This window comes from Nostoc sp. CENA543 (assembly GCF_002896875.1).
Lineage (GTDB): Bacteria > Cyanobacteriota > Cyanobacteriia > Cyanobacteriales > Nostocaceae > Trichormus.
Genome location: NZ_CP023278.1, coordinates 4,796,482 through 4,816,224, shown reverse-complemented (window position 1 = coordinate 4,816,224; position 19,743 = coordinate 4,796,482). Strand labels below are relative to the sequence as shown.

General features: G+C 40.1%; 15 protein-coding genes. All 15 read right to left on the bottom strand.

Annotated features, from left to right (window positions below; genetic code table 11):
- Window positions 1-417 precede the first annotated feature (417 nt).
- The 15 genes from CLI64_RS20040 to htpG all read right to left on the bottom strand — a co-directional run bounded on the left by CLI64_RS20040 (window position 418) and on the right by htpG (window position 19,730).
- On the bottom strand, window positions 418-609 hold the full coding sequence (locus tag CLI64_RS20040; protein WP_103138854.1) for a hypothetical protein: 192 nt from the start codon (window positions 607-609) through the stop codon (window positions 418-420).
- 152 nt (window positions 610-761) lie between these two features.
- Window positions 762-2,327, bottom strand: a complete 1,566-nt coding sequence (gene ftsY, locus CLI64_RS20035; RefSeq protein ID WP_103138853.1) for a signal recognition particle-docking protein FtsY — start codon at window positions 2,325-2,327, stop codon at window positions 762-764.
- Window positions 2,328-2,607: 280 nt separating this feature from the next.
- The gene (gene nusB, locus CLI64_RS20030) at window positions 2,608-3,237 is read right to left on the bottom strand and encodes a transcription antitermination factor NusB (RefSeq protein WP_103138852.1); all 630 of its coding nucleotides are present in this window, start codon (window positions 3,235-3,237) and stop codon (window positions 2,608-2,610) included.
- Between the two features lie 113 nt (window positions 3,238-3,350).
- Window positions 3,351-4,124 carry a DUF502 domain-containing protein gene (locus CLI64_RS20025; RefSeq protein ID WP_103138851.1) on the bottom strand — a complete coding sequence of 258 codons (774 nt, stop codon included), beginning with the start codon at window positions 4,122-4,124 and terminating at the stop codon, window positions 3,351-3,353.
- Between the two features lie 548 nt (window positions 4,125-4,672).
- On the bottom strand, window positions 4,673-5,563 hold the full coding sequence (locus tag CLI64_RS20020; RefSeq protein WP_103138850.1) for a glycosyltransferase family 2 protein: 891 nt from the start codon (window positions 5,561-5,563) through the stop codon (window positions 4,673-4,675).
- 123 nt (window positions 5,564-5,686) lie between these two features.
- Window positions 5,687-6,526 carry an HpsJ family protein gene (locus tag CLI64_RS20015; RefSeq protein ID WP_103138849.1) on the bottom strand — a complete coding sequence of 280 codons (840 nt, stop codon included), beginning with the start codon at window positions 6,524-6,526 and terminating at the stop codon, window positions 5,687-5,689.
- Between the two features lie 286 nt (window positions 6,527-6,812).
- Window positions 6,813-7,445, bottom strand: a complete 633-nt coding sequence (locus CLI64_RS20010) for a TIGR04282 family arsenosugar biosynthesis glycosyltransferase (protein ID WP_103138848.1) — start codon at window positions 7,443-7,445, stop codon at window positions 6,813-6,815.
- A gap of 29 nt (window positions 7,446-7,474) precedes the next feature.
- The gene (locus tag CLI64_RS20005) at window positions 7,475-7,939 is read right to left on the bottom strand and encodes a Tfp pilus assembly protein FimT/FimU (protein ID WP_225977398.1); all 465 of its coding nucleotides are present in this window, start codon (window positions 7,937-7,939) and stop codon (window positions 7,475-7,477) included.
- Between the two features lie 439 nt (window positions 7,940-8,378).
- On the bottom strand, window positions 8,379-9,344 hold the full coding sequence (gene hpsE / locus CLI64_RS20000) for a hormogonium polysaccharide biosynthesis glycosyltransferase HpsE (RefSeq protein WP_103138846.1): 966 nt from the start codon (window positions 9,342-9,344) through the stop codon (window positions 8,379-8,381).
- 41 nt (window positions 9,345-9,385) lie between these two features.
- Entirely contained in the window at window positions 9,386-10,099 is a 714-nt protein-coding gene (locus tag CLI64_RS19995; RefSeq protein WP_103138845.1) for a Tfp pilus assembly protein FimT/FimU, read from the bottom strand.
- A 25-nt stretch (window positions 10,100-10,124) separates the two neighbouring features.
- Window positions 10,125-11,108 (bottom strand): hormogonium polysaccharide secretion pseudopilin HpsC, encoded by a 984-nt coding sequence (gene hpsC, locus CLI64_RS19990; protein WP_192881565.1) that lies wholly within the window; start codon window positions 11,106-11,108, stop codon window positions 10,125-10,127.
- 155 nt (window positions 11,109-11,263) lie between these two features.
- Complete coding sequence (hpsB, locus tag CLI64_RS19985) at window positions 11,264-11,992, bottom strand: hormogonium polysaccharide secretion pseudopilin HpsB (protein WP_103138844.1); 729 nt, start codon at window positions 11,990-11,992, stop codon at window positions 11,264-11,266.
- A 23-nt stretch (window positions 11,993-12,015) separates the two neighbouring features.
- Window positions 12,016-16,569 carry a hormogonium polysaccharide biosynthesis protein HpsA gene (hpsA, locus tag CLI64_RS19980; protein WP_103138843.1) on the bottom strand — a complete coding sequence of 1,518 codons (4,554 nt, stop codon included), beginning with the start codon at window positions 16,567-16,569 and terminating at the stop codon, window positions 12,016-12,018.
- Between the two features lie 775 nt (window positions 16,570-17,344).
- Window positions 17,345-17,581, bottom strand: a complete 237-nt coding sequence (gene rpmB, locus CLI64_RS19975) for a 50S ribosomal protein L28 (RefSeq protein WP_103138842.1) — start codon at window positions 17,579-17,581, stop codon at window positions 17,345-17,347.
- A 181-nt stretch (window positions 17,582-17,762) separates the two neighbouring features.
- A complete protein-coding gene (gene htpG / locus CLI64_RS19970) occupies window positions 17,763-19,730 on the bottom strand; it encodes a molecular chaperone HtpG (protein WP_103140804.1) in 1,968 nt (655 codons plus the stop codon).
- Window positions 19,731-19,743: the final 13 nt, after the last annotated feature.

The following is a 19,743-nucleotide window of genomic DNA, read 5'->3' as shown; positions in this document are numbered from 1 at the left end:
ACATTAAGTTATAAAATTTATATCTCAAGTCGGAATGTGAATAAATGTATGTTTCTGCGAAGATTGTTACATAAAGGCCAACCAGGATTTTTACTGGTAAGGCAAAAGTTGATTTTTTATATCTTAATTAGCAAATCATACATCTTCAGAAACCGTTATTCTGAACTTATGCTGTTGGGTTTTGATCTGCCGCAACAAAAACTATACATTTTGATAACACATAAATTGCAAAAAGCGTATTTTTAGAGGATTGTACCCGCAAGTTGGCAAATTAGCCACAAACATAATAGATGATTAGGACAAAATTGTTTTGTGTCAACATAATTTTGGCAATCACTAATTTTTCCAGGAAGAATATTGGGTGTAAAGTTCACTAGTCATAAGGCTGTTGTGGGTTCACATGGCTAATACTAATTTCTATGTTTTGAATACTGAAAACCAGGCATCATCACAAGACAATAATTTCAGCGATTTTGTAGTAATTGTTACTTTTGTTTTTTTCATTCTGTCCATAAAAAAGCGGGTTGATGGTGTAGGTTTTGATGAAGCTATGATGATTTCGTTGCTTTTACATTCATCACTCATCACTGGAATAATACCTACACCCATGAAATCCTATTCCTCTACCTATGTGTATCAGGTTCCCAGTAAATCCTAATTAGGGTCTGGGTACAAGAATTTTTCCTGTTTATGAATGGGTAGCAAGCAGGGTAAGGGCTAGGAAGTAGGAAAATTTGCTTGATTGAAACTATTTTCTCCCACTAGCCACTTAATAAGGCTTCCACAAATTCATAACTAGAAAAAGGACGTAAGTCCTCAATTCCTTCACCTGCTCCAATAAAGCGGATGGGTAGACCTAGCTGTTGTACTACCGCTAGGGCTACACCGCCCTTAGCAGTTCCATCAAGTTTGGTTAAAACTACGCCACTGAGTTGAGCTGCTTGGGAAAAAACTTCCGCTTGTCGTAGTCCATTTTGACCAAGAGTAGCATCTAAAACTAAAAGAGACTCAATTTTGGCATCAGGGGCTTTTTTGTCGATAATCCGCCGAATTTTGCTGAGTTCGTCCATTAAATTTTTCTTATTTTGCAATCTGCCTGCGGTATCAACCAAGAGTAATTCTGTGTTACGTGATTGGGCTGCGGCGATCGCATCAAACACCACTGCTGCTGGGTCTGTATTTTTACCAGGGTTGGCGATGACTTCCACACCACTCCTTTGCCCCCAAACTTTTACCTGTTCTACTGCTGCTGCTCGGAAGGTATCTGCTGCACCAATCAAACAGCGATAACCAGATTTTTGTGCCAGGTGAGAGAGTTTACCAATGGTGGTAGTTTTACCCGCACCATTTACCCCTGTAATTAACCAAATATTCAGGGTATCTTTTTCGGGGGCAAAACTGGCTTTATGGGTAGTTTGGAGGGGAGCTTCTAGCATCTCCCGCAGGATTTGTTTTAAGTAGGCGATCGCGGCTTCTGGTGGTGTAACTTCTTCTCGCAGTTTCTTCTGGAGTGCATTAATAATATGGTCAGTCGCTTCTACACCTACATCAGCTTGCAACAATAAAGCCTCAATTTCTGCAACCGCCGCCTGATTGAGTGGCCCTTGTCCCACAATCGCCTTGAGTTGATTCAGGATATTGCGACGGGTTTTGTCTAATCCTTCCCGTAACTTCTTGAGCCAAGTAATTTCTTCAATCGATATATCTTCTGCTCGTCTACCCTGTGAGGCTAATACTTCTGCTGACCAAACAAATCCTTCATCGAAATCTAGTCCGGGAATTGTTTCTAAGCTTTCAGATGTAGTTGCATCTGGCGGAACTACTTCCGGTTCTGGTACTTCAATAGCATTGGCAATGAGTCTTTCTTGCTTGGCTTCCCTTTCTGCTGCGGCTCTTTCTAAAAAAGATAAAGGAGCTGCGGGTATTTCTTCTTGAGCAATTTCCGACTCAAGAGAACTTTCGCTGCTTGTAGCTGATTCTACTAATCCTTGTGTATTATCACTTATTTCTGCTGACTCTTCAGTAGATACTGCCGCTTCTGGGGGATTTTCTGTAACTTCGGTTGTAGCTGTGGGGGTTTCTGTTTCAGATGGGGGAGCATCCGTAGAAACATCTGCTGAGTCTGTTTGAGAATTTTGCTTTTCTTGAATATTTTTATAAGCGGCTTTAGCAAACGCCAACAAGTCGGCCGTTGAGTCTGTTGCAGCGTCGGCTGTTGTTGATGACGTTGCGGCTGACTCTGGTTGGGGTTCTGGGGTTGGAGGTGTTTCTCCTGGTTGTGGAGATGGTGAGTCTTTTTCTTGACGATTGAACCAATTAAAAACCATTGCAGCTAGCGGTGTTAGTTGTTCTGTGAGGTATGAGCTATACCGTTTATGAGTTATAAGCTATGAGTTTAATTTAACTTTTTACTCAGGTTTGGTGTGAAAACCTCCGGGTTATCCGCACCTGTTGCTGTTCCTCAATACCAACTCACAACTTACCACTCATCATGATGATTAGGTTAGGTTTTTCTTCTAACCAAACAAGGCATAAATCAAACCGTCATCCCAAACGAGATGATTTTACCTTTTGCCTTTTGCCTTTTGCCTTTTTACTTTTGCCTTTCTAAGCTGTTTGTTTCTGCTCTGTGACTCGACGCAGAACACCATTGATAAATCGGTGTCCTTCGTCGCCGCTATATCGTTTTGCTAATTCCACCGCTTCGTTAATAGCCACTCGATCTGGAAGATTGAGGAAGCGCATTTCTGCTACAGCAATCCGTAGGATATCACGATCAATTTGAGCTAAACGGGTCACTTGCCAATCTACCAAAGCTAGAGAAATTTGTTCATCAATTACCGTCCGATGCTCGCTAACGGTTTGGACAAGTTTGATGGCGTATTTACCGACTTCCCGATCCTGATTAGCCAGTTGAATCAATTCAGGAAACTCTAGGGCTGCACCTAACTGATTAATAGCAGTTTGGGTATATTCTATTGCCTCTTTGAGCATGGTTCTAGCAGTATTCAGGTCTGAGGCACGAGTTTCACTGGTTAACAGGCGGTCATGACTACGTTGTAATTCCCCAGATGCGTTGTCTAAAGTGTCTTGTACTTCTGCCCTTAAGGTGCGTACTGTTGCTAACACTAGTTTAGGAAGGTGTTCTTCTGTCAATTTTTTGGGATTGACAGGTAACTGGCTCAAGCTTAAAAGTGCCAGCTCACGGGCTATTTGTTGAGGTTTACGGTCTTGCATAAGAATTTCAGTGTTTCCGTACTAATTTAATTTGGGAGTGACAAATCTATCAAAATTTGATTGAGCCAGACAACCATAATATTCTGTTTGGCTACAAATTTACCGGATTTTTTTTAGCTTTCTTCAACGGGAATGATTGGTCTTTGGATATCGTTATTAGGCTTTTCTGCTTTATGTTCTTTGGTGATGACTAAAGGGGGTAGGGATGTATTAGGGGAAACAATCCCACCAGAGACAATGATTTTAAACGCGTCTTCCACCGACATAGAAAGGTTGATTACTTCATCTTCTGGAACTACGGCGTACCATCCTGTGGTCGGGTTGGGAGTTGTGGGAATAAAAATACTCAACATGGGGCGGGACATCTGGGCTTGAATTTCGCTCCCAATTAAGCCAGTGACAAATGCGATCGCCCACATTCCTTTGCGGGGGTATTCTACTAAAATCACCCGTCGAAACTTATTATTGGAATCTTTAATCAGTGTTTCCAAAAGCTGTTTCAAGGTTTTGTATACCTGTCCAGCTAAAGGAATGGCCTGTAATAATCGCTCCCCAAAATCTAATAACCAGCGTCCCGCAATATTACGTGCCATCAACCCAATCAGCAGGATACTGAGTAAGGGTACAGCTAGACCCACCGCTAAATTGAGGACATTAACTAAAATCGGGTGTAATCCATCAAAGGGATTAAGTTGTTTCGGAACTTGAGTGAGAAAGTCAATTACCCAATTAGCAATAGTAATTGTCAGCCAAATAGTTGTCGCTAGCGGAATCACCACCAACAACCCAGCTATTAAGTCATTCTTCAAGTCCTGCTTTAAGCGATCAATTCCCAAGCCCCTATTCTCCTTATTTAGAATAGTGGAAATTTCTTTATTCGTATTCATGCCAGAAGATTTGTCTAGTGATTAAGAACTAACTTGTAGTGTTTTTGACAGCAAGCTAATATCTATAACGACAAACAGTTAAGTTGAAGTTGTGGCTGTATGTAAGACTAGCAGGGAAATAAAACCAATTCGCAATTCGCAATTCGCAATTCGCAATAAAATATCTCCCAGTTAAAGGTACATACAGGCAAATTCCAACTCAGATCAAAGTTAATTGATTGTGGAAGTTGTTACTTTTCTTTGTATTAGGTGTAAATGATTGTTGCAAATATCGGAGATATTAAATATCCTACCGCGCTTATTTAAAAGCTGCTAACCTAGAAAAATCATTGATTGACAGTAATTAACGCAGTTCTTCCTAGCCATTGGCAACAAGGTAGAGGTAATTTTTCTGAGAATGTGATGTTAAAAATTTTAACAGATTAGGGTCATTGAGCGTAGGGCATTGGTGATTGGGCAATTCAATACGTAGATACTGGCATTTAAGTTTTAAATTGGGTATCAATCCCAAATCCCACATTCAATATTTAAAATTTTCAATCTCTTAACTATTTGGCAGTTTCGGAAGTTGTACAACTCACTTCTAGTTGACTAGGCTGAGGTAATGGTGCTTCGAGACTGGGAGTAGGGATATATTTCATCTCCCAAGCTTTCAGCAAAATGAGATATTCATAAAAAGCCTGTAAGGTACACCAAGCTAACCCAGCCCGTCCATCCAAGCAGCCACCCAACAGAAAGTACATATACAAAAAGCGTAGGAATGGTCTAGCAGGTAGGCGCAAAGATAAATCTTTTAACGCTCGTCGTCTTTCTACTTCAGACTTGCCAAAAAACAAATCTCGCCAATCTACTTTTCCATTTTCTAATTGATACAGTGTTTCCCTGGCTTCATCCGTAGAATAACGGTTGTGTTTTTCAATCCAACGGCTCAAACCTTTGCTACAAGTGTAGTGGGGATAGGTTTCCTTTAAAAAACTGGTTGCGCCTTCACACACTTCTCGTTCCGTATGACCATAGTCTGTAAACCAAACTTTCCCATGACGGAAAAGACGCATTTGATAGCGCGGATACTGGGTGCTGCGGCGAATCCATTGGTTTAAGAAAATTACCCGTTCGGCAACGTAATAACCTATATAATCTGGATTTTCTTTTGCTTGTTCACATTCAGCAAATAGTTCGGGTGTCATTCGTTCATCAGCTTCTAGAATGTACACCCACTCGTGCTTAGGTGGTATAGATTCTAACATCCAGGTGCGTTGTCTGCCGTGGCTCTCAAAGGCGTGCTGTACGACACGTACAGGATAGCGACTGGCAATTTCGACGGTGCGATCGCTACTGCATGAATCGACCACAATAATATCATCTGAAAGCATTGCCGACTCAATACAAGCAGCAATATCTAATTCTTCGTTATATGTCAGTATGTAGATAGAAAACATTGTTCAGAATTATAGTAATTTTGCTAATATTTCAAGTATATTTTGATTATCAGATGAATAGTGAAGAAAGGCAGTATAAACTGTACAAGTTCGATATCTTATACTGCCCAAGTAAATAACAAGTTAACGTGCTGGAACTTTACCTTTAGGTTTACCACCTTGCAAAGCACCCATACCTCTTAAACCAGTCCAACCAATGATGATGTAACCAATCGCCAAAAGTAAACTGCTCATCCCAATCCGCAGTCCTGATTTCCAAGCGTTGTCTTTGGCTTGTTTAGACGCGTCATCCCTACGTTGGCGAATTTGAGTCAATCTTTGATTAGCCAATCCTTGAGGATCTGTTTGCTGGGCGATAAACTTATCCAGTTCTTGGGGATTAGCTTTAAACTTCTTGAGCAGTTCTTTTTGTGCGGCCGGGACTTGGTTACTCTTGAGTGCTTCTTGATATCTTTGCTCGTTGTTCAACAATTCCGTAAACTGAGCTTTAGCTTGAGTGCGTAATTGCTCTAACTGAGCTTTACCTTGCTCGTTGTTCAATTGTGCTTGAAATTGGGATAACTGATTTTTTAGTTGGTTTTCTGCTTGTTCTGCATCTTGATTAATTTGACTTACCGTTTGTGTGCTGGCTTGACGCACATTATTCAGGTGTAACGGAAAAATCAGTAAAAACATCAAGCCTAAGATGCTACACAGCACTAAAACCGGAAATCTCAAGTCAAAACCTTGGGGGCTATCACTAGCTTCTTGCATCCATTGACCAGTAAACAAAGCACCCACACCGACTAAGGGGACAATACCCCGATCAACTAGTGCTGTTGCGATATTAATTTGCCATATCCGATCCGTAGGCTGGAAAGGAAACAACAGTACCAAAAAGTCCAGCAAAAAGGACACAATTAAAATTATCCCCACCACTTTTAAGGTGAGGGCAGCATTCGCAGAAGTAAAACGATTAACCATAGTTTTGCAAATTTTTGTTCAAGTCAAAATGATAATCCTATTTAAAGTTACTTGAGTATTGTTCCCATAATGCTGTTAGTCATGTGAATTGGTCGCACACATAAAGAAGAATATATACGTGATTTTGTTTCAAACTACACTACACTAACACTTGTTATCTAGGGTGTCGCTATCAAATTCTCCTGCAACAAAAGTATAAAAAAATACATTTTATTAAGTAGACTAATTTAGTCAGATGCCGCCTTGTCTGTTATTGACCTCTGTTTTTTTTAAAAGGCTTTGGCTGCTATTTTTGAGAACATCTTTCCCATATCCGTAAATCTTCTGGACGGTCAATATCAGATAAGGTGGGTAAGTAAATATACGAGACGTTAAGTTTTTTAGCAATATCTATGGTTTGTTGTAAAACTTGGTCAGTTCCCCAATTAATGTTGATGAATAATTCTGGGATGAACCGACGTAAGCCAATTAAATAATAGCCGCCGTCAGTGGCTGGCCCTAACACTAAATCAAAAGTTTCTAGATGTGCAGAAGCTTGAGCGAGAATATGAGTCTTAGCTTCTGGGCAGTCAGTGCCAATTATCACTACTTGTGTGGCGTAATTCTCAAAGGCATCAGATAGCGATCGCGCCATCCTAATTCCCAAATCTCCTTCCCCTTGAGCTTGGTATAATAAGTCAGACCCTAACCAATCTTGCATCAGTTGCAAGTTACCACCCACAAAGCGCACTTCTATAGATATGTCGTTTTGTAAGTTTCTTGCCTGAGATATCGTGTATTCAGTCATTTGCCGTTGCAAGTCAGCAGCACCAACACTACCCAAAACAGGTATCAATCGAGTTTTCGTTTTTCCTGCTTCTGGATAGCGGGTAAAAATAATTAAGTGCTGTGGGGAGATTTGTTGTAGTAGGGTCGGCACATAACACCTAAGTCATGACAAAAGCTATTTTAATAGCAGTAGTGACCACTACTGTTAGTTGTGCTTTTTTCTTTTTCTTTTCGGATTGCACCTAAAATAGTCGAGACAATGACACAACGCTTGGCTTTACCGCCGTGTCTACTAGATAAAGCTATCTTCCCTAAAGGTGGTTTTCTCACACTTCCTAAATAATCAAATTGAATTTGCCTCACACCACTGACAATTTGCAAAGTTGTTTCTTCATCTAAACGCACATCAGGCTCTAAGCTATTCCAGACAGCATTTGCTGGGCTAACTGTAGCAGGATGAACAGCCCATTCGACTCTACCACTTTGTTCTCGAAAACTAGCCTGCCAAGTTAATTTTTCCTTTTTTGCTTGGCTTTGAGCTTGGCGCATTGCTTGATAAATATCATTTTGAGCCGTATTCAAATAGCGAATTCTGACGAAAGAAAGCCAACTGGGTATTGCTATTGCAGAGAGTATCCCGATCATCAAAAAAATAGTTATTGTCTCTACTAAAGTAAACCCACCAATGGATTTATGATGAGACTTTATTATCTGGCAATAAATATATAAGTTAAATAAGTATTTCATCACGAATTTTGAATTTTATATATTTGTTATTTTATGTGGTAAAAATTTTTGAACGACTTAAACTTTTATATAGCAATCCTAAATCATTCATGAGACACAAGATACCCGGCTTCTCCAAGAATACGGGTATCTGAACACCTCGAATTCTCACAAATCAGATAGGACTGCTATATGAGAAATTACTGAACTTTCACAATACTCTATTTATTAAATAATTGTTTCGGTGTTCTCCTGGCATAAATGAATAAATAGACTTCAGCAAAAAATCATTAAATTTAAAACAAGGACTGTTTTGCGTTACCATTGCATTCAGTCCTAAATATATTTATTAATTCAATTAATGATTGCGTTTAAAATAACCATTTTTCCATAGATAAAAAGGACTTGCCATACTACTTAATATTAGTTGTCGTTCACAACTAATTACTAAATTTTTTGACAAATTATAACCATATTTAATCAAATGAAAAATTATTTTTCGGCAGTCATTGAGCATATAAGCTAAAAACATAATTGGCTTACTTGTAGAGTTTACATTCAGCATCCGAGTTACATGACGGCTTAGTCCAACACCACGAAAAAATGGGATTAAATATTCTGCTGTCAACCGAAAACTAGGAATTTTATGATAAATTTCCATTGCTGGGTTATACCATATTTCCCAACCAGATTTTTGGATATAACACAACATCTCTAGGTCTTCACCGGTGAGCATATTACCCACAACTCTACCTGTTAATATAGGTTGTTCAGGCACACTGTCTAACCAAGCTTGACGACGCACAACCAGTCCAGCAGAAGGCGGTAACAACTTCTTCTCAGCTGCGTATCTTAGAGGTAAATTTCCTCGTTCTGTAATTGCTAAAAATGGAGCTATTCTATCAAAATTTTCTGGTGGTTCAACCTCCCAGTCAGGATGAATTTGACTGCCATAAGCACCCGCTTGAGGATGTTGTTGAGCAAAAGCATAAGCAGCTGATACCCAAGTAGGTGTCGGGTAATTATCATCATCCAGAAAACCTATTAATTGACCTCTAGCTTCTATAACTGCACGTTTGCGTGCATATGCTGCTCCCTGTTTATCTTCAAAGACATACTTCAAGGGATAAGAACAGTGCCAGTTCTCCTGATAAGCTTGAACAACTTTAGATGTATTATCGGTACTGTTATTATCTACAACAATGATTTCCCAGGATAAATTTTCAGTGTTAATTTGATTTCGTAGTTTTTCTAGTAGTTCAGGCAAACGATTTTCACCATTATAAGTAGGGATTGCTACTGTAAAATCTAAAAAATCTTTCATAACTTTAAGTTGCTTTTTTCAAAAATTAGTGAGATTTTAAATTAGTTACATTTACTATCTTTTTCTACCACGATTCCACTCAAAAGAGTTTTGATAATCACACATCGCTTCATATCTGCATCTGATGCAGAAGTACCTGCATTTTGTCTAACCACAGCAATTTTTAGACCTGGGGTATCCTTAGTTGTAGTATCTTCTTTCCCAAAATAAGCATCTGGCAAACTCCCCAAGTAATCAAATTTAATACTTTGTTGTGTTGCTAAATAGTTGTACAGTTTATTCAATTTTCCATTGTCATCGGTTTTATTTGTCCCAGTCAAATTTGTTAAGAGAGTGACTTGTCCTGAAGTAATCCCTGCATCACTGCCTAATGTTTGCCATAAAGGACTATTATTAGCCGGGATAGAGTCAGATGGATGAACAGCTATCTTGGCGATTTTATTTTCTACCTTAAAAGTGAAACTGTAGCTAGTTTTTGTTCTTTTCGCTTCTCGATTTGCTTGCTGTAGAGCTACTAAAACGGCATCATTAGCTTTATTTAATTGCTGACGGTTTACAAACACCAACCAGCTAGGACCTACTATAGCAGCTAATATCCCTATCATTAGCACTACTGCAACTACTTCTATCAAACTAAATCCAGCATCCTGTTGCTTGTAGCTAGATACCAAACCATCTAATTTGCTCTTTTTATTGATGGTATGAAGCGGTAATAAGCTGATATTTAGTTTTTTTATTATGTAATTATTAGACATTGCTTATTTCTCCAATTTACGGTAATTACCTAAACAAGTATCCCCGTCCTTGAACCCTAACAGATAGTGTAGGGAAATAAGTTTTTCGACTGTCAATATAGTTGATTTTATCTTTGTTATTTTCAATGCGAGCTACGGCATTTCCGCGAATAAATACTTGTGCTGTTGTATTGGTTTTATCTACACATACATAAAACCCAGTCATACTATTTGTTCTTGTATCTGCTATTCTTGACCATGTAATTGCAGGTGAAGTGGAGTCAGGAGGACAAGTTGCATTTGGTCGGGGTGATGCAGTGCTTTGATCAATATAGTCAATCAACACCGTAGCATCAGCAGTATAAGAGCTAGATGATTTTTGCCATTTGTTCATTCCTTGCTCTAAACTATCAGCCTCATCAAATTGGGCTTGAAAAGGAGCAAAACCTGGACTGGGACATTGCGTCTTGCCGTCAATTTTGACATACTTGGCTGTATATCCTGTACATTCTTCACCACCACTTATAGCTTGTACACCATCTTGAATTTGCCATCTAGCAATGCGAGCAGCTTTTGACCAAGTCGTATTAGTAGTATCTGTAATTAGATAATAAACAACTAATGAATAAACAAAAGTATCATCTTTTGAGTTATCAGCTGCTGCTATGACCTCACTAACTAATTCTCGTTTCCAAAAAACTAGTAGAGGCACTTTCGTTGCATCATTTGGGTAGCGTAATTGGGAGCTGATTGCACTAACACCCGCAGCATCATATATATATACTGCTTGTTGTAAATCACGAGAAATGTAATTGAGTGCAGTTTGGAGTTCTTCTTCAGAATTGGTTTTAGCTTGTTCCTGTCGGTCTGTATTCATGACACTAATCATGAACCCTAGTAATGGTGTAATGATTAAAAATGAAATTAACAAAGCTACTAACAATTCAATCAGAGTAAAACCGCCAGTTTGCTGAATGTCCTTAGATTTTTTGAAGTGGCTCTTGAGGATAAAGTGCAATGTCTTAATCATTATGGAGTTCTCCTATTACTCATGTATGCACCGTATGTCAATTTTTTTTCTTCTCAACATCATTCAATAGAAAAAGTTTGTAGTAAGGACTGTAGTCGTCAAAATAATTTTTATAAGGGATAAATTCCTCACTACAAACAAAATGCCTCAGCTAATTATTGACAGTTTTGAGCCTTTCCATCTTTGTCAGGTGCTATACCAAGACGTTGGCATAAAGCCTGAAATGAAGTGCTAATATTGCCAACATCTGCCGTTCTTTCTACTAACGGTGCTTGCTTGTTACCTAAACCTCCAGTTACAGGCGATACACTTCTTTTATTAGGACTTTCACTAGCGAGGAGTGGTTTAGCAAAATCAACATCTGTACGATAAACCCGCATTGCTAGACGATAACCATCACTAGAGCCACTACTTTTGACGATAATTTGACGTGCTTGAATGTAATATTCTTCAAAAGTGTTGTTGGAGTCTGTTGTACAACCTGTTTCACTCACATGACAAATACTGCCATCTTTTCTGAAAAGATATAAATTTGTCTTTGTGCTGTTGGTCGGAACTGGCATGGTCGTGAGGGTAATGAGACTCTGTGATAATGTTCTGGGCGCGTCTTTTGTCGCTGCGTCTAACTCAATTTTGTTGTCACTACTGTATTCACTGGGGGCTTTAATTGAACCAGTTCTCACACCATCAATGAATGTGTTGGCAACTTGAGTTGCTTTTTCTATGCGGCGAGATTGGACACGGACAGATGTTGAGATGACAAGGATGGGAGATATAGCCGCCAATAGAATGGCAGCTACTAGCAGACCTAAAATTGATTCAATAATCGTAAAACCAGAATCACTGTTAGATGAAGGTGTTTGTTTTGAGTTGTGTTTAATCATGACTACTCACCAGCTTCTCAGTTTTAGGATTTGCAGCTATTGGGACGTTGATCTTGGTCGATGGCAAATTTCGTACTGTCAGAAGCATCTTTAGCACATAACAGTGTTTGTACCCATTTGTCATCTCGACTTACTTCGCGGAAGTATTCATCTGGTAAATCAGGTGGTGTTAATACCAGTTTTTGGGCGAATAAGTCGGGTGCTTGAGACAGCAGTGCGACATCATAACCCCACTGTCTTCCGGGGGGAAGGAAGCCAGTACCTCTACCACTGTCAATATCAATACCGTAGGTAGTACCAGAGGCTGTTAATGCTCCGTTATATGGGCCTGTGGCGTAGGCACTCTTTTTAACTTGCATGAAAGAACCGCTAATTATCGCTTGTCGGGTAATGCTAGTAGGTGGTTGCCAGTTTTCCATGAAGCGGACGAAGTTGTGCAGACCGCCATTATCTTCTGTAGGACGGGCTGGGCTATCCCCTGCGGCCACAATTAAGTTAAAAGTAGTGTCAGCACCTGCTCGTTGTAGCCATCTGTTTGTATCTTGTCTAGTAGTGCTTGCACCACCAATCCTGTCAGCATTATTTGGGTCATTTGGTGTGGCAAAAGGTTGCTCAATTTGCAAGACTGGGGTAAGTGCTGTGATGCTACCGCCAGCACTGACAGTTGCCCTTAACCAGGGCATAGTTGCACCGTTAGGTGGAGTCAGCAGATCAGAACCAGGATTGCCAAAGTTGAATGCTGCGACTTTTCCACTTTTATTAACACCTAAAACTTGAAGTGGTGAGATTATGTTTCCTGTAGTGTCTCTGAGGAAGGCTATTCTTCGGGGTGCATTATTATCAAAACATTCAGCACCATTTTGCTTACCAAAGCCATCTGGATCTTCAAAGACATATCCGGTTTTAATCCTACCATTACCGGGATCACCGTTTTTGCCTATGATGTTGCCATTAAGATAGGTATTACCTCCACCGTTATCACTACAGGATGTTTGAATAGTCCAGTTTTTAGGATCGCTACAGAATGTGGCTGCATCTACTTCTGTTGTTACTTTCTTTCCCGTAGCATCCGTTGTTTCTACAGTTCCTTTGCCATTTTTGACAGGACAAACTTCTGTCAAATATGCTCCTGGTATAGTCCTCAACAGAATGGGTGTCACAAAGTTGTTGAGATAGGAACTACCCTGTGTCTGGATTTGATTAGGCCAGTTATTGACGGTGACGTAGTTGTTAAATCTTGAGAAGCCAGTTGGTGCTGAGGGAAGGGTATTTTGACTCCAGTCATAATCACCCTCATCACGGAATCCCTCTCTAAAGGCATCAGACAGTAAGGTGACGGCATCTGCTAATACTGTCGCAGGTCGCCATTGATCGCCGGTGGTACATTTGGGTAATCTGGGGTCACTCTTACGACAAGCAAAATTTTCATTAAGCGTTTTGCGATCGCTATAGAATTTAGCAGTAGTCCAATTCCCGTCTAATTTTTCGGTAAACTCTTGCTGTTCACTACCTGTAGTGTCTTGATGACGATTAAAGTTACCTTTAACATACACAGGTAAATTGGTAGCTAAAATCAATCCTTTTTCTACATCTCGGTAAGTGTCTGTGCGTCCAAGCCTGTCCCCATTAATCAGCATAATGGCGTTAGGACGACGGGTAGGGTCAAGTATAAAGTCTACAGGACTGACTAATTTCGCAGCTTCTGTAGTACCTGCACTGATATCTGGTAGAGCATCATCACGGGTAGCATAGATAAGACCGCTATTTGGTAGCAAATATTCTTGGGAGGGAGTAGCAGTACCAATAGTCTTTTTGCGGAGAAGATCAAGGTCTAAGACAGTGGCACGAATTTCTATGGGTTGTCTATCTCTGACAGGAAGATTGTAGTTATCATTTTGTGAAACACTATTGCTCTTGACCTCCCTTGGATCTAGGAGGGTTGTTTCTCTAATCGCACCGTGATCAATCACAGTATTTGAGGGGCTGAGACTACCATCTAAAATTTGCAGGGCGCAAATTTGAGCATCAATGGCAGATTGCTCTGATAAAGTCCGATTCGCTGCGGTTTTAGCCAATGCTCTGGCCAATAGCCCATCATCTATTGAACGTCCGTTGGGATAGGTGAGTTGAGATTGATATGTAAGTACCGTCTGATAATCGGTAATGGACTTAGTAGGGGCGGGATAAGCTATACCGTTATTGGATAAGGCATTTCGTTGGGGGCGACTTGTGTCATTGGTGGCAGCATTCCAAGGCAGTCCTGACCTATTTCTAGCCCTATACTGATTAGTCGGGACATAAAAACTGCTGACACAAGCTATAGGTTTGGGATTTTGTGCATTATAGTTATTAGACTTGTAATGATAAACTGCCGTTGCTCGCATTTGCAGATATGGGGTATTAGCGACAGTTATCTCAGGCCATGTATATGTGAGAGACGCTATAGAAGAGTCTCCCATGTAAGAATACATCCAATATGGCTGAACGGTTTTAAATGTTACTGGATTATTGCTGGCATCTCGTTGTGGTGTACCATCTGCGTTTTCCCGTACTGGTAGTCCGGCTTGCGGCACTGGCATTGTATCTGGCCAGACTGTTGTGACAGTGTTAGCAAAACTACTAGGAGTGCCACCTTGGTTTAAATATATACCTGCACCAGTCACCACGCGCAAACCACCTACGGGGTCTGTGGGGTCGTTTGGTATTCTAGCTGCATCTAGTTCCCAATCTGAATCTCTATCCGTAGATCCTACATCAGCCAATGTTTGGACTAAAGAACGTCGGGTACGAACTACTGTTGTATCAGTTGGCCGATCCCAGATAACGCCACTGATTTGTTGCGTATCCTCAACACCTGTACTGACAAATTTTGCTTTAGTCTTATCCCACCAAAGTTCAGGTAAATTGTTGCCAACTAGAACTCTATCACCTAATTCTGGCTCTTTTCCACCTTGTTTTTTCAGTTCTTTTAGTTCTGTAGCCTTGGGTGCTAGGGATGTATTAGTGATATTTAACTCTAACCTAGTGTAGTTAGTACCAACTGTTTTTCCATCTGTTGGGTCTGTAGGATAAATCCATCTATCATTAGCACGGAGTGTATCACCGCTACCTTGGAGCAGTGGGGTAGGAGATGTATCTGTACCGTTAAATGCAACTTCTCCAAAAGGAACGCGACGAGTACGCTTTCTAAAATAAAGTTCTAGTTGTTGACGGCGAATTCTATCGAGTTCTGCGGTTGTGAAACTTGATAAACCCAGACTTTTCTTTTTCTTTTCAATACCGTCTTGAACTTCTGAAGGATCAGTGTTGGCATTGTTAGCTAATTGAGCAGCCACCAATCTATTGATGCGACTTACATAAGCTTGATTATTATAGGCTGTGTTTCTGGGGGTGTCACTAACTGATCTTACCCATGATGTTGAGGATGGATTAGTCGATTTTCCATTGAATAAATCAACGCTAGTGTTGGAAGTATTATCGGTTGCAGTAGAAGTAAATCCATTTACAGCTGAATTACCACCAATGATGATTTTGGCATTTTTAGCTTCGTAGAAACAAGAAGCTCTAGCACTAACTTGATATAACCTGATAGTAGTCCCTGGACGGGTTAAGAAGTTGCTATTAGTAAAAATTGAGCCATTGAGATTAAATGCTGAACCAGGAGTGAGTGAGATATCATCTTCGTAAACAACAGCGTAGTTATTGGGTGGAATTTGTACTCTGTCTTGCTGATATTCTACAGAAGCAAACCCTTTGTTACCTTGATACCTTTCATAGTTAGTAGCATCACTCGGTGCAGATGTAATTGGTACTGTAGCTGTATAAACAAAGAAGGATTTCTTTAACTCATTATTTTGTTTAATCCAACCAGTATTACCTACTAAAACCGCACTAGTATTAGCACCACAGGTGGCATCCACAGTACCCTCTACCATTGGTGGAGTTCTGGCTTCTAGAGGATTTCTGGCACGGCTATATTTATTATCAGCACCTACAGGGGGAGTTTTAAAGTAAACTCCGTAGAGAGTGTAGCTATCAAATTTGCCATTGTTGTCGGTATCAACGGGATATCGCCAGGCTGTCTCTAAGGTGTCTGTAACGTCTTTATTATCTTTATCCTTATATGTATATGAAAGTTTCAATGCTGTTTCATCACCAAAGGTATACTCAGTCAATTTGTCGATCAAAACGGTGTACAATGCCTGATCCGTTGGTGTAGCGCGTGGTAATCTTTTATCTTGAAATAGTTTATTTAATTTAGCCCTACCTCTATCAATGGCTGGAGTAGCGGCACTGATTACAGCTTCATTGACACGGACATTACTAGCATTTTTCGCACGTTCAAATGACCGCAGCATAATCACAGTTGTCAATAGAACAACTACTATTGCGATCATGGCTACTGTCGGCAAAACAAAACCAGCATTCGCAGAAGTTCTTTGTTTCTTCGTGACAAATAACTTGCGTAATAGCCAAACAATTGGCCTATTAATTGCAGACAAGCACTGCTTACTAATCAGCTTCAGTTTTTTTAAAAAGCGTTTTTTAGTTTTGAAGAGCTGGCGTTTTGGCGACATAGCTACTTTCCTGTGAAGTGTTTGACAAATAATTGACAAATGCTTTTGCTATTGACTGATCATGCCCGTTGTTTTAGACATAATGTAAATGAAGAATTCTGCAAAAATCACCCTGTGTTAGCAACACTAAACTCAGTAGCAACACAAAATTTGACGATGTGTTCAATTTATATCACTGGATAAGTCGTCTATTTTATTCGGAAAATACTGATTTTACTGAATTTGTTTTATGGGTAACAATTTCAGTAATACACATCGTAAATTTACGTTAAATTAGCAGAAGTTTATTTCATGGAATGACGAGTGTGTAAAGATATTGTGAATAGATTAAACTTATATTACCCATCTACGCGGGAAAACATATCATGTCAAGATCAACTGATATAAAGTACCTTTAAAATTGAAAACCTCCCCGTGATGGAGAGGCTGTATCGTGATGATTTCTTTTTGCGAGATAAATGAACAGTATTCGTTTGGGTAGTTAATACTTTTATTTAACAATCCATAAGAGATGATTTATAAAGTAAACCTTAAATTCGTAGGGTGTGTTAAAGCAACTCGCAACGCACTACCATCGTATGGTGCGTTACGACTACATATCATTTTCTCACGCGTCAAAATCCTGACACAGCCGTAACACACCCTACTTAAGATTTACTTCATAAATAGACTCTAAACCTACTAGAAGGTTTTCCTAATTCACATCAGGCGTAATTTATTAATAAAATAAGGGTTTGTGAGGTTAAATATCCCTCACAATTTTGGCAAGCTGGTATTAGTAATGATTTAAGTTCAGACCAGCTTCTTTTGCCATTGCTTCAATTCCCCTTTTCTCTAGGGTTTTAATAGCTTTGGTAGATAATTTGAGTTTTACCCAACGGTTTCCACCAGGCCACCAAACACGTTTAGTTTGTAGATTAGCTTGCTGAAGGCGTTTGGTGCGGCGGTGGGAGTGAGAAACTGCAAAGGCGTTGTTTGCCTTTTTGCCAGTCAGTTCGCAACGACGAGACATAGTTAATGTATCTCCAGATTGAGATTTGAGTACAACCTTTCTATTTTAGAAGCTCTAGGGTGAATATTGGGGTGAGAGTTGCCAGAATGTTGAGTATTTTTTCAAAAAAGTAGGCTGGTATGTTTGTGTAAGGACTTTATTCCTGAACATGAGGAGGACTAAAGTCCTTACTACAAACGGTTTATTTGCTGGCTTGTTCTGTCAGTTTAGTTAGCACTTCATTGGAACGCTCGACAAAGGATTTCATTCCTTCAGCGTCAAATCCTTTTTGAGACATCAGTGCTAAATCATAAACGTGTTGACAGATGAGGTTTACTAAGGGGTTGGTTGTTGATTGTCCATCATCTTGAATGATACTACCTTGATTGAGGTTAGCTAAGTTTTGGATGAGGGGATGGGCAGTATTTACCAATAAGACGTGATCTTCGGGAAATTCTGCATTTTGTTGTTGCATCATGGCGTTCATTTCCCGCAAACGACGCAGAATTTCAGGTAACAGTACCATCGCTGGTGGTGTTCCTTGGGGGTCATCAGATTTTAAGGCTTCAGTACGAATGTTGACTTTGGGTTTGTTGAGTGATTTTTCAAATAACTCTTTGATAACTTCACTCTTGGTTTTATTGGTGGTGGGGTCAACGATTTCGCCAGCTTTGTCTTTAGCTAGGAGGGTATCGTCTAAATCTGAGTCTACCCGTGTGAATTTGACATCGTTGTATTCCCGTTCTAGGAAATTAATAAAGTGGGTGTCGATGAAGGAGTCCATAAACAGAACTTCCAAACCTTGGTTTTTGTGGAGTTCTATGTAAGTGGCTTGGGTAGCTTCATCGGTGCTGTAGAAGACGCGGTTTTCGTGGCGTTCTTTGTTGCGTTCTAGGTATTCTTTGAGGGTGGTGTAGGGACTACCAGAGGTCGCGGGTTTGACATCTTGCCAAACGTCGCCTTCTTCTGTCTGGACTTCTACGACTGGTGCTGAGGCTGTTGATTGCTCAAATTTGGCAGTGCTACGGAAAATGATAATGTCTTCGACTTGTTTTTTAAATTTCTCGTCGTTGAGAACGCCGAATTTGACGAAAGTACCAAGGTCTTTCCACGCGCTGATGTATTGTTCTCGGTCTTCGCGGTAAAGTTCTTTGAGTCTATCACCGACTTTCTTAGCTATATAATCGCCGATTTTGCGGACGGTGCGATCGCCTTGTAAGGCACTGCGGGATACGTTGAGGGGAATATCTGTGCTATCAATTACACCCCGCATGGGCATGAGAAACTGGGGAATAATTTCGTCACAGTTATCGCTAACAAAGACTTGGTTACAGAATAATTTGATTTGACCTTTGGTGACATCGACATCAGGACGCATTTTGGGGAAATACAAAATCCCATTGATGATGAAGGGATAGTCTGTATTTAAATGCACCCAAAGTAAGGGTTCTTCCTGGAAAGGATACAAATAACGGTAAAATTCTAAATAATCTTCTTTGGTCAGGTTATTGGGAGACTCCCGCCAAGGTGCTTTTTGTTTGTTTAAGACTTCTCCATCGAGTTTGATGGGAACTGGCATAAAGTCGCAGTAAGTCTTAACCAGGTTTTTAATGCGTGCAGATTCTAAATATTCTTCTTCATCTGGTAACAGAGTCAGAGTTATTGTAGTCCCAATAGTTGTGCGGGAAGATTCATCTAGGGTAAATTCCGGTGAACCATCACAACTCCAGTGGACTGCTTGCGCGCCTTCTTTGTAAGAGAGGGTATCAATTTCTACTTTCTGCGCCACCATAAAGGAGGAGTAGAAACCCAAACCGAAGTGACCGATAATTGGTTGGTCTGCTTTCCCTTCGTATTTGTGAATAAATTCTTCCGCACTGGAAAACGCCACCTGGTTAATGTATTTCTTCACTTCCTCGGCGGTCATCCCAATGCCATTATCGCTAATGGAGACGGTTTTTTTGTCTTTATCGATAGCGATTTGAATTTCCGGCTCGTCCACAACTCCCGCATATTCACCAGCACGGGAGACCATTTTGAGCTTTTGAATTGCGTCTACGGCGTTAGATACCAGTTCTCGCAGGAAAATTTGATGATCTGAATAAAGAGACTTCTTAATGATCGGGAAAATATTTTCAGTATGAATACTGATAGTTCCTTGTTCTAGCATCATCTTCGTTTTA

Excerpts from the sequence above, each read along its gene's own strand:
- hpsC (WP_192881565.1), bottom strand. The coding sequence starts at position 11,108 with ATGATTAAGACATTGCACTTTATCCTCAAGAGCCACTTCAAAAAATCT.
- CLI64_RS20015 (WP_103138849.1), bottom strand. The coding sequence starts at position 6,526 with ATGGTTAATCGTTTTACTTCTGCGAATGCTGCCCTCACCTTAAAAGTG.
- CLI64_RS20020 (WP_103138850.1), bottom strand. The coding sequence starts at position 5,563 with ATGTTTTCTATCTACATACTGACATATAACGAAGAATTAGATATTGCT.
- nusB (WP_103138852.1), bottom strand. The coding sequence starts at position 3,237 with ATGCAAGACCGTAAACCTCAACAAATAGCCCGTGAGCTGGCACTTTTA.
- CLI64_RS20025 (WP_103138851.1), bottom strand. The coding sequence starts at position 4,124 with ATGAATACGAATAAAGAAATTTCCACTATTCTAAATAAGGAGAATAGG.
- CLI64_RS19995 (WP_103138845.1), bottom strand. The coding sequence starts at position 10,099 with ATGTCTAATAATTACATAATAAAAAAACTAAATATCAGCTTATTACCG.
- rpmB (WP_103138842.1), bottom strand. The coding sequence starts at position 17,581 with ATGTCTCGTCGTTGCGAACTGACTGGCAAAAAGGCAAACAACGCCTTT.
- hpsE (WP_103138846.1), bottom strand. The coding sequence starts at position 9,344 with ATGAAAGATTTTTTAGATTTTACAGTAGCAATCCCTACTTATAATGGT.
- CLI64_RS20040 (WP_103138854.1), bottom strand. The coding sequence starts at position 609 with ATGGGTGTAGGTATTATTCCAGTGATGAGTGATGAATGTAAAAGCAAC.
- CLI64_RS20005 (WP_225977398.1), bottom strand. The coding sequence starts at position 7,939 with ATGATCGGGATACTCTCTGCAATAGCAATACCCAGTTGGCTTTCTTTC.
- hpsB (WP_103138844.1), bottom strand. The coding sequence starts at position 11,992 with ATGATTAAACACAACTCAAAACAAACACCTTCATCTAACAGTGATTCT.
- ftsY (WP_103138853.1), bottom strand. The coding sequence starts at position 2,327 with ATGGTTTTTAATTGGTTCAATCGTCAAGAAAAAGACTCACCATCTCCA.
- hpsA (WP_103138843.1), bottom strand. The coding sequence starts at position 16,569 with ATGTCGCCAAAACGCCAGCTCTTCAAAACTAAAAAACGCTTTTTAAAA.
- htpG (WP_103140804.1), bottom strand. The coding sequence starts at position 19,730 with ATGCTAGAACAAGGAACTATCAGTATTCATACTGAAAATATTTTCCCG.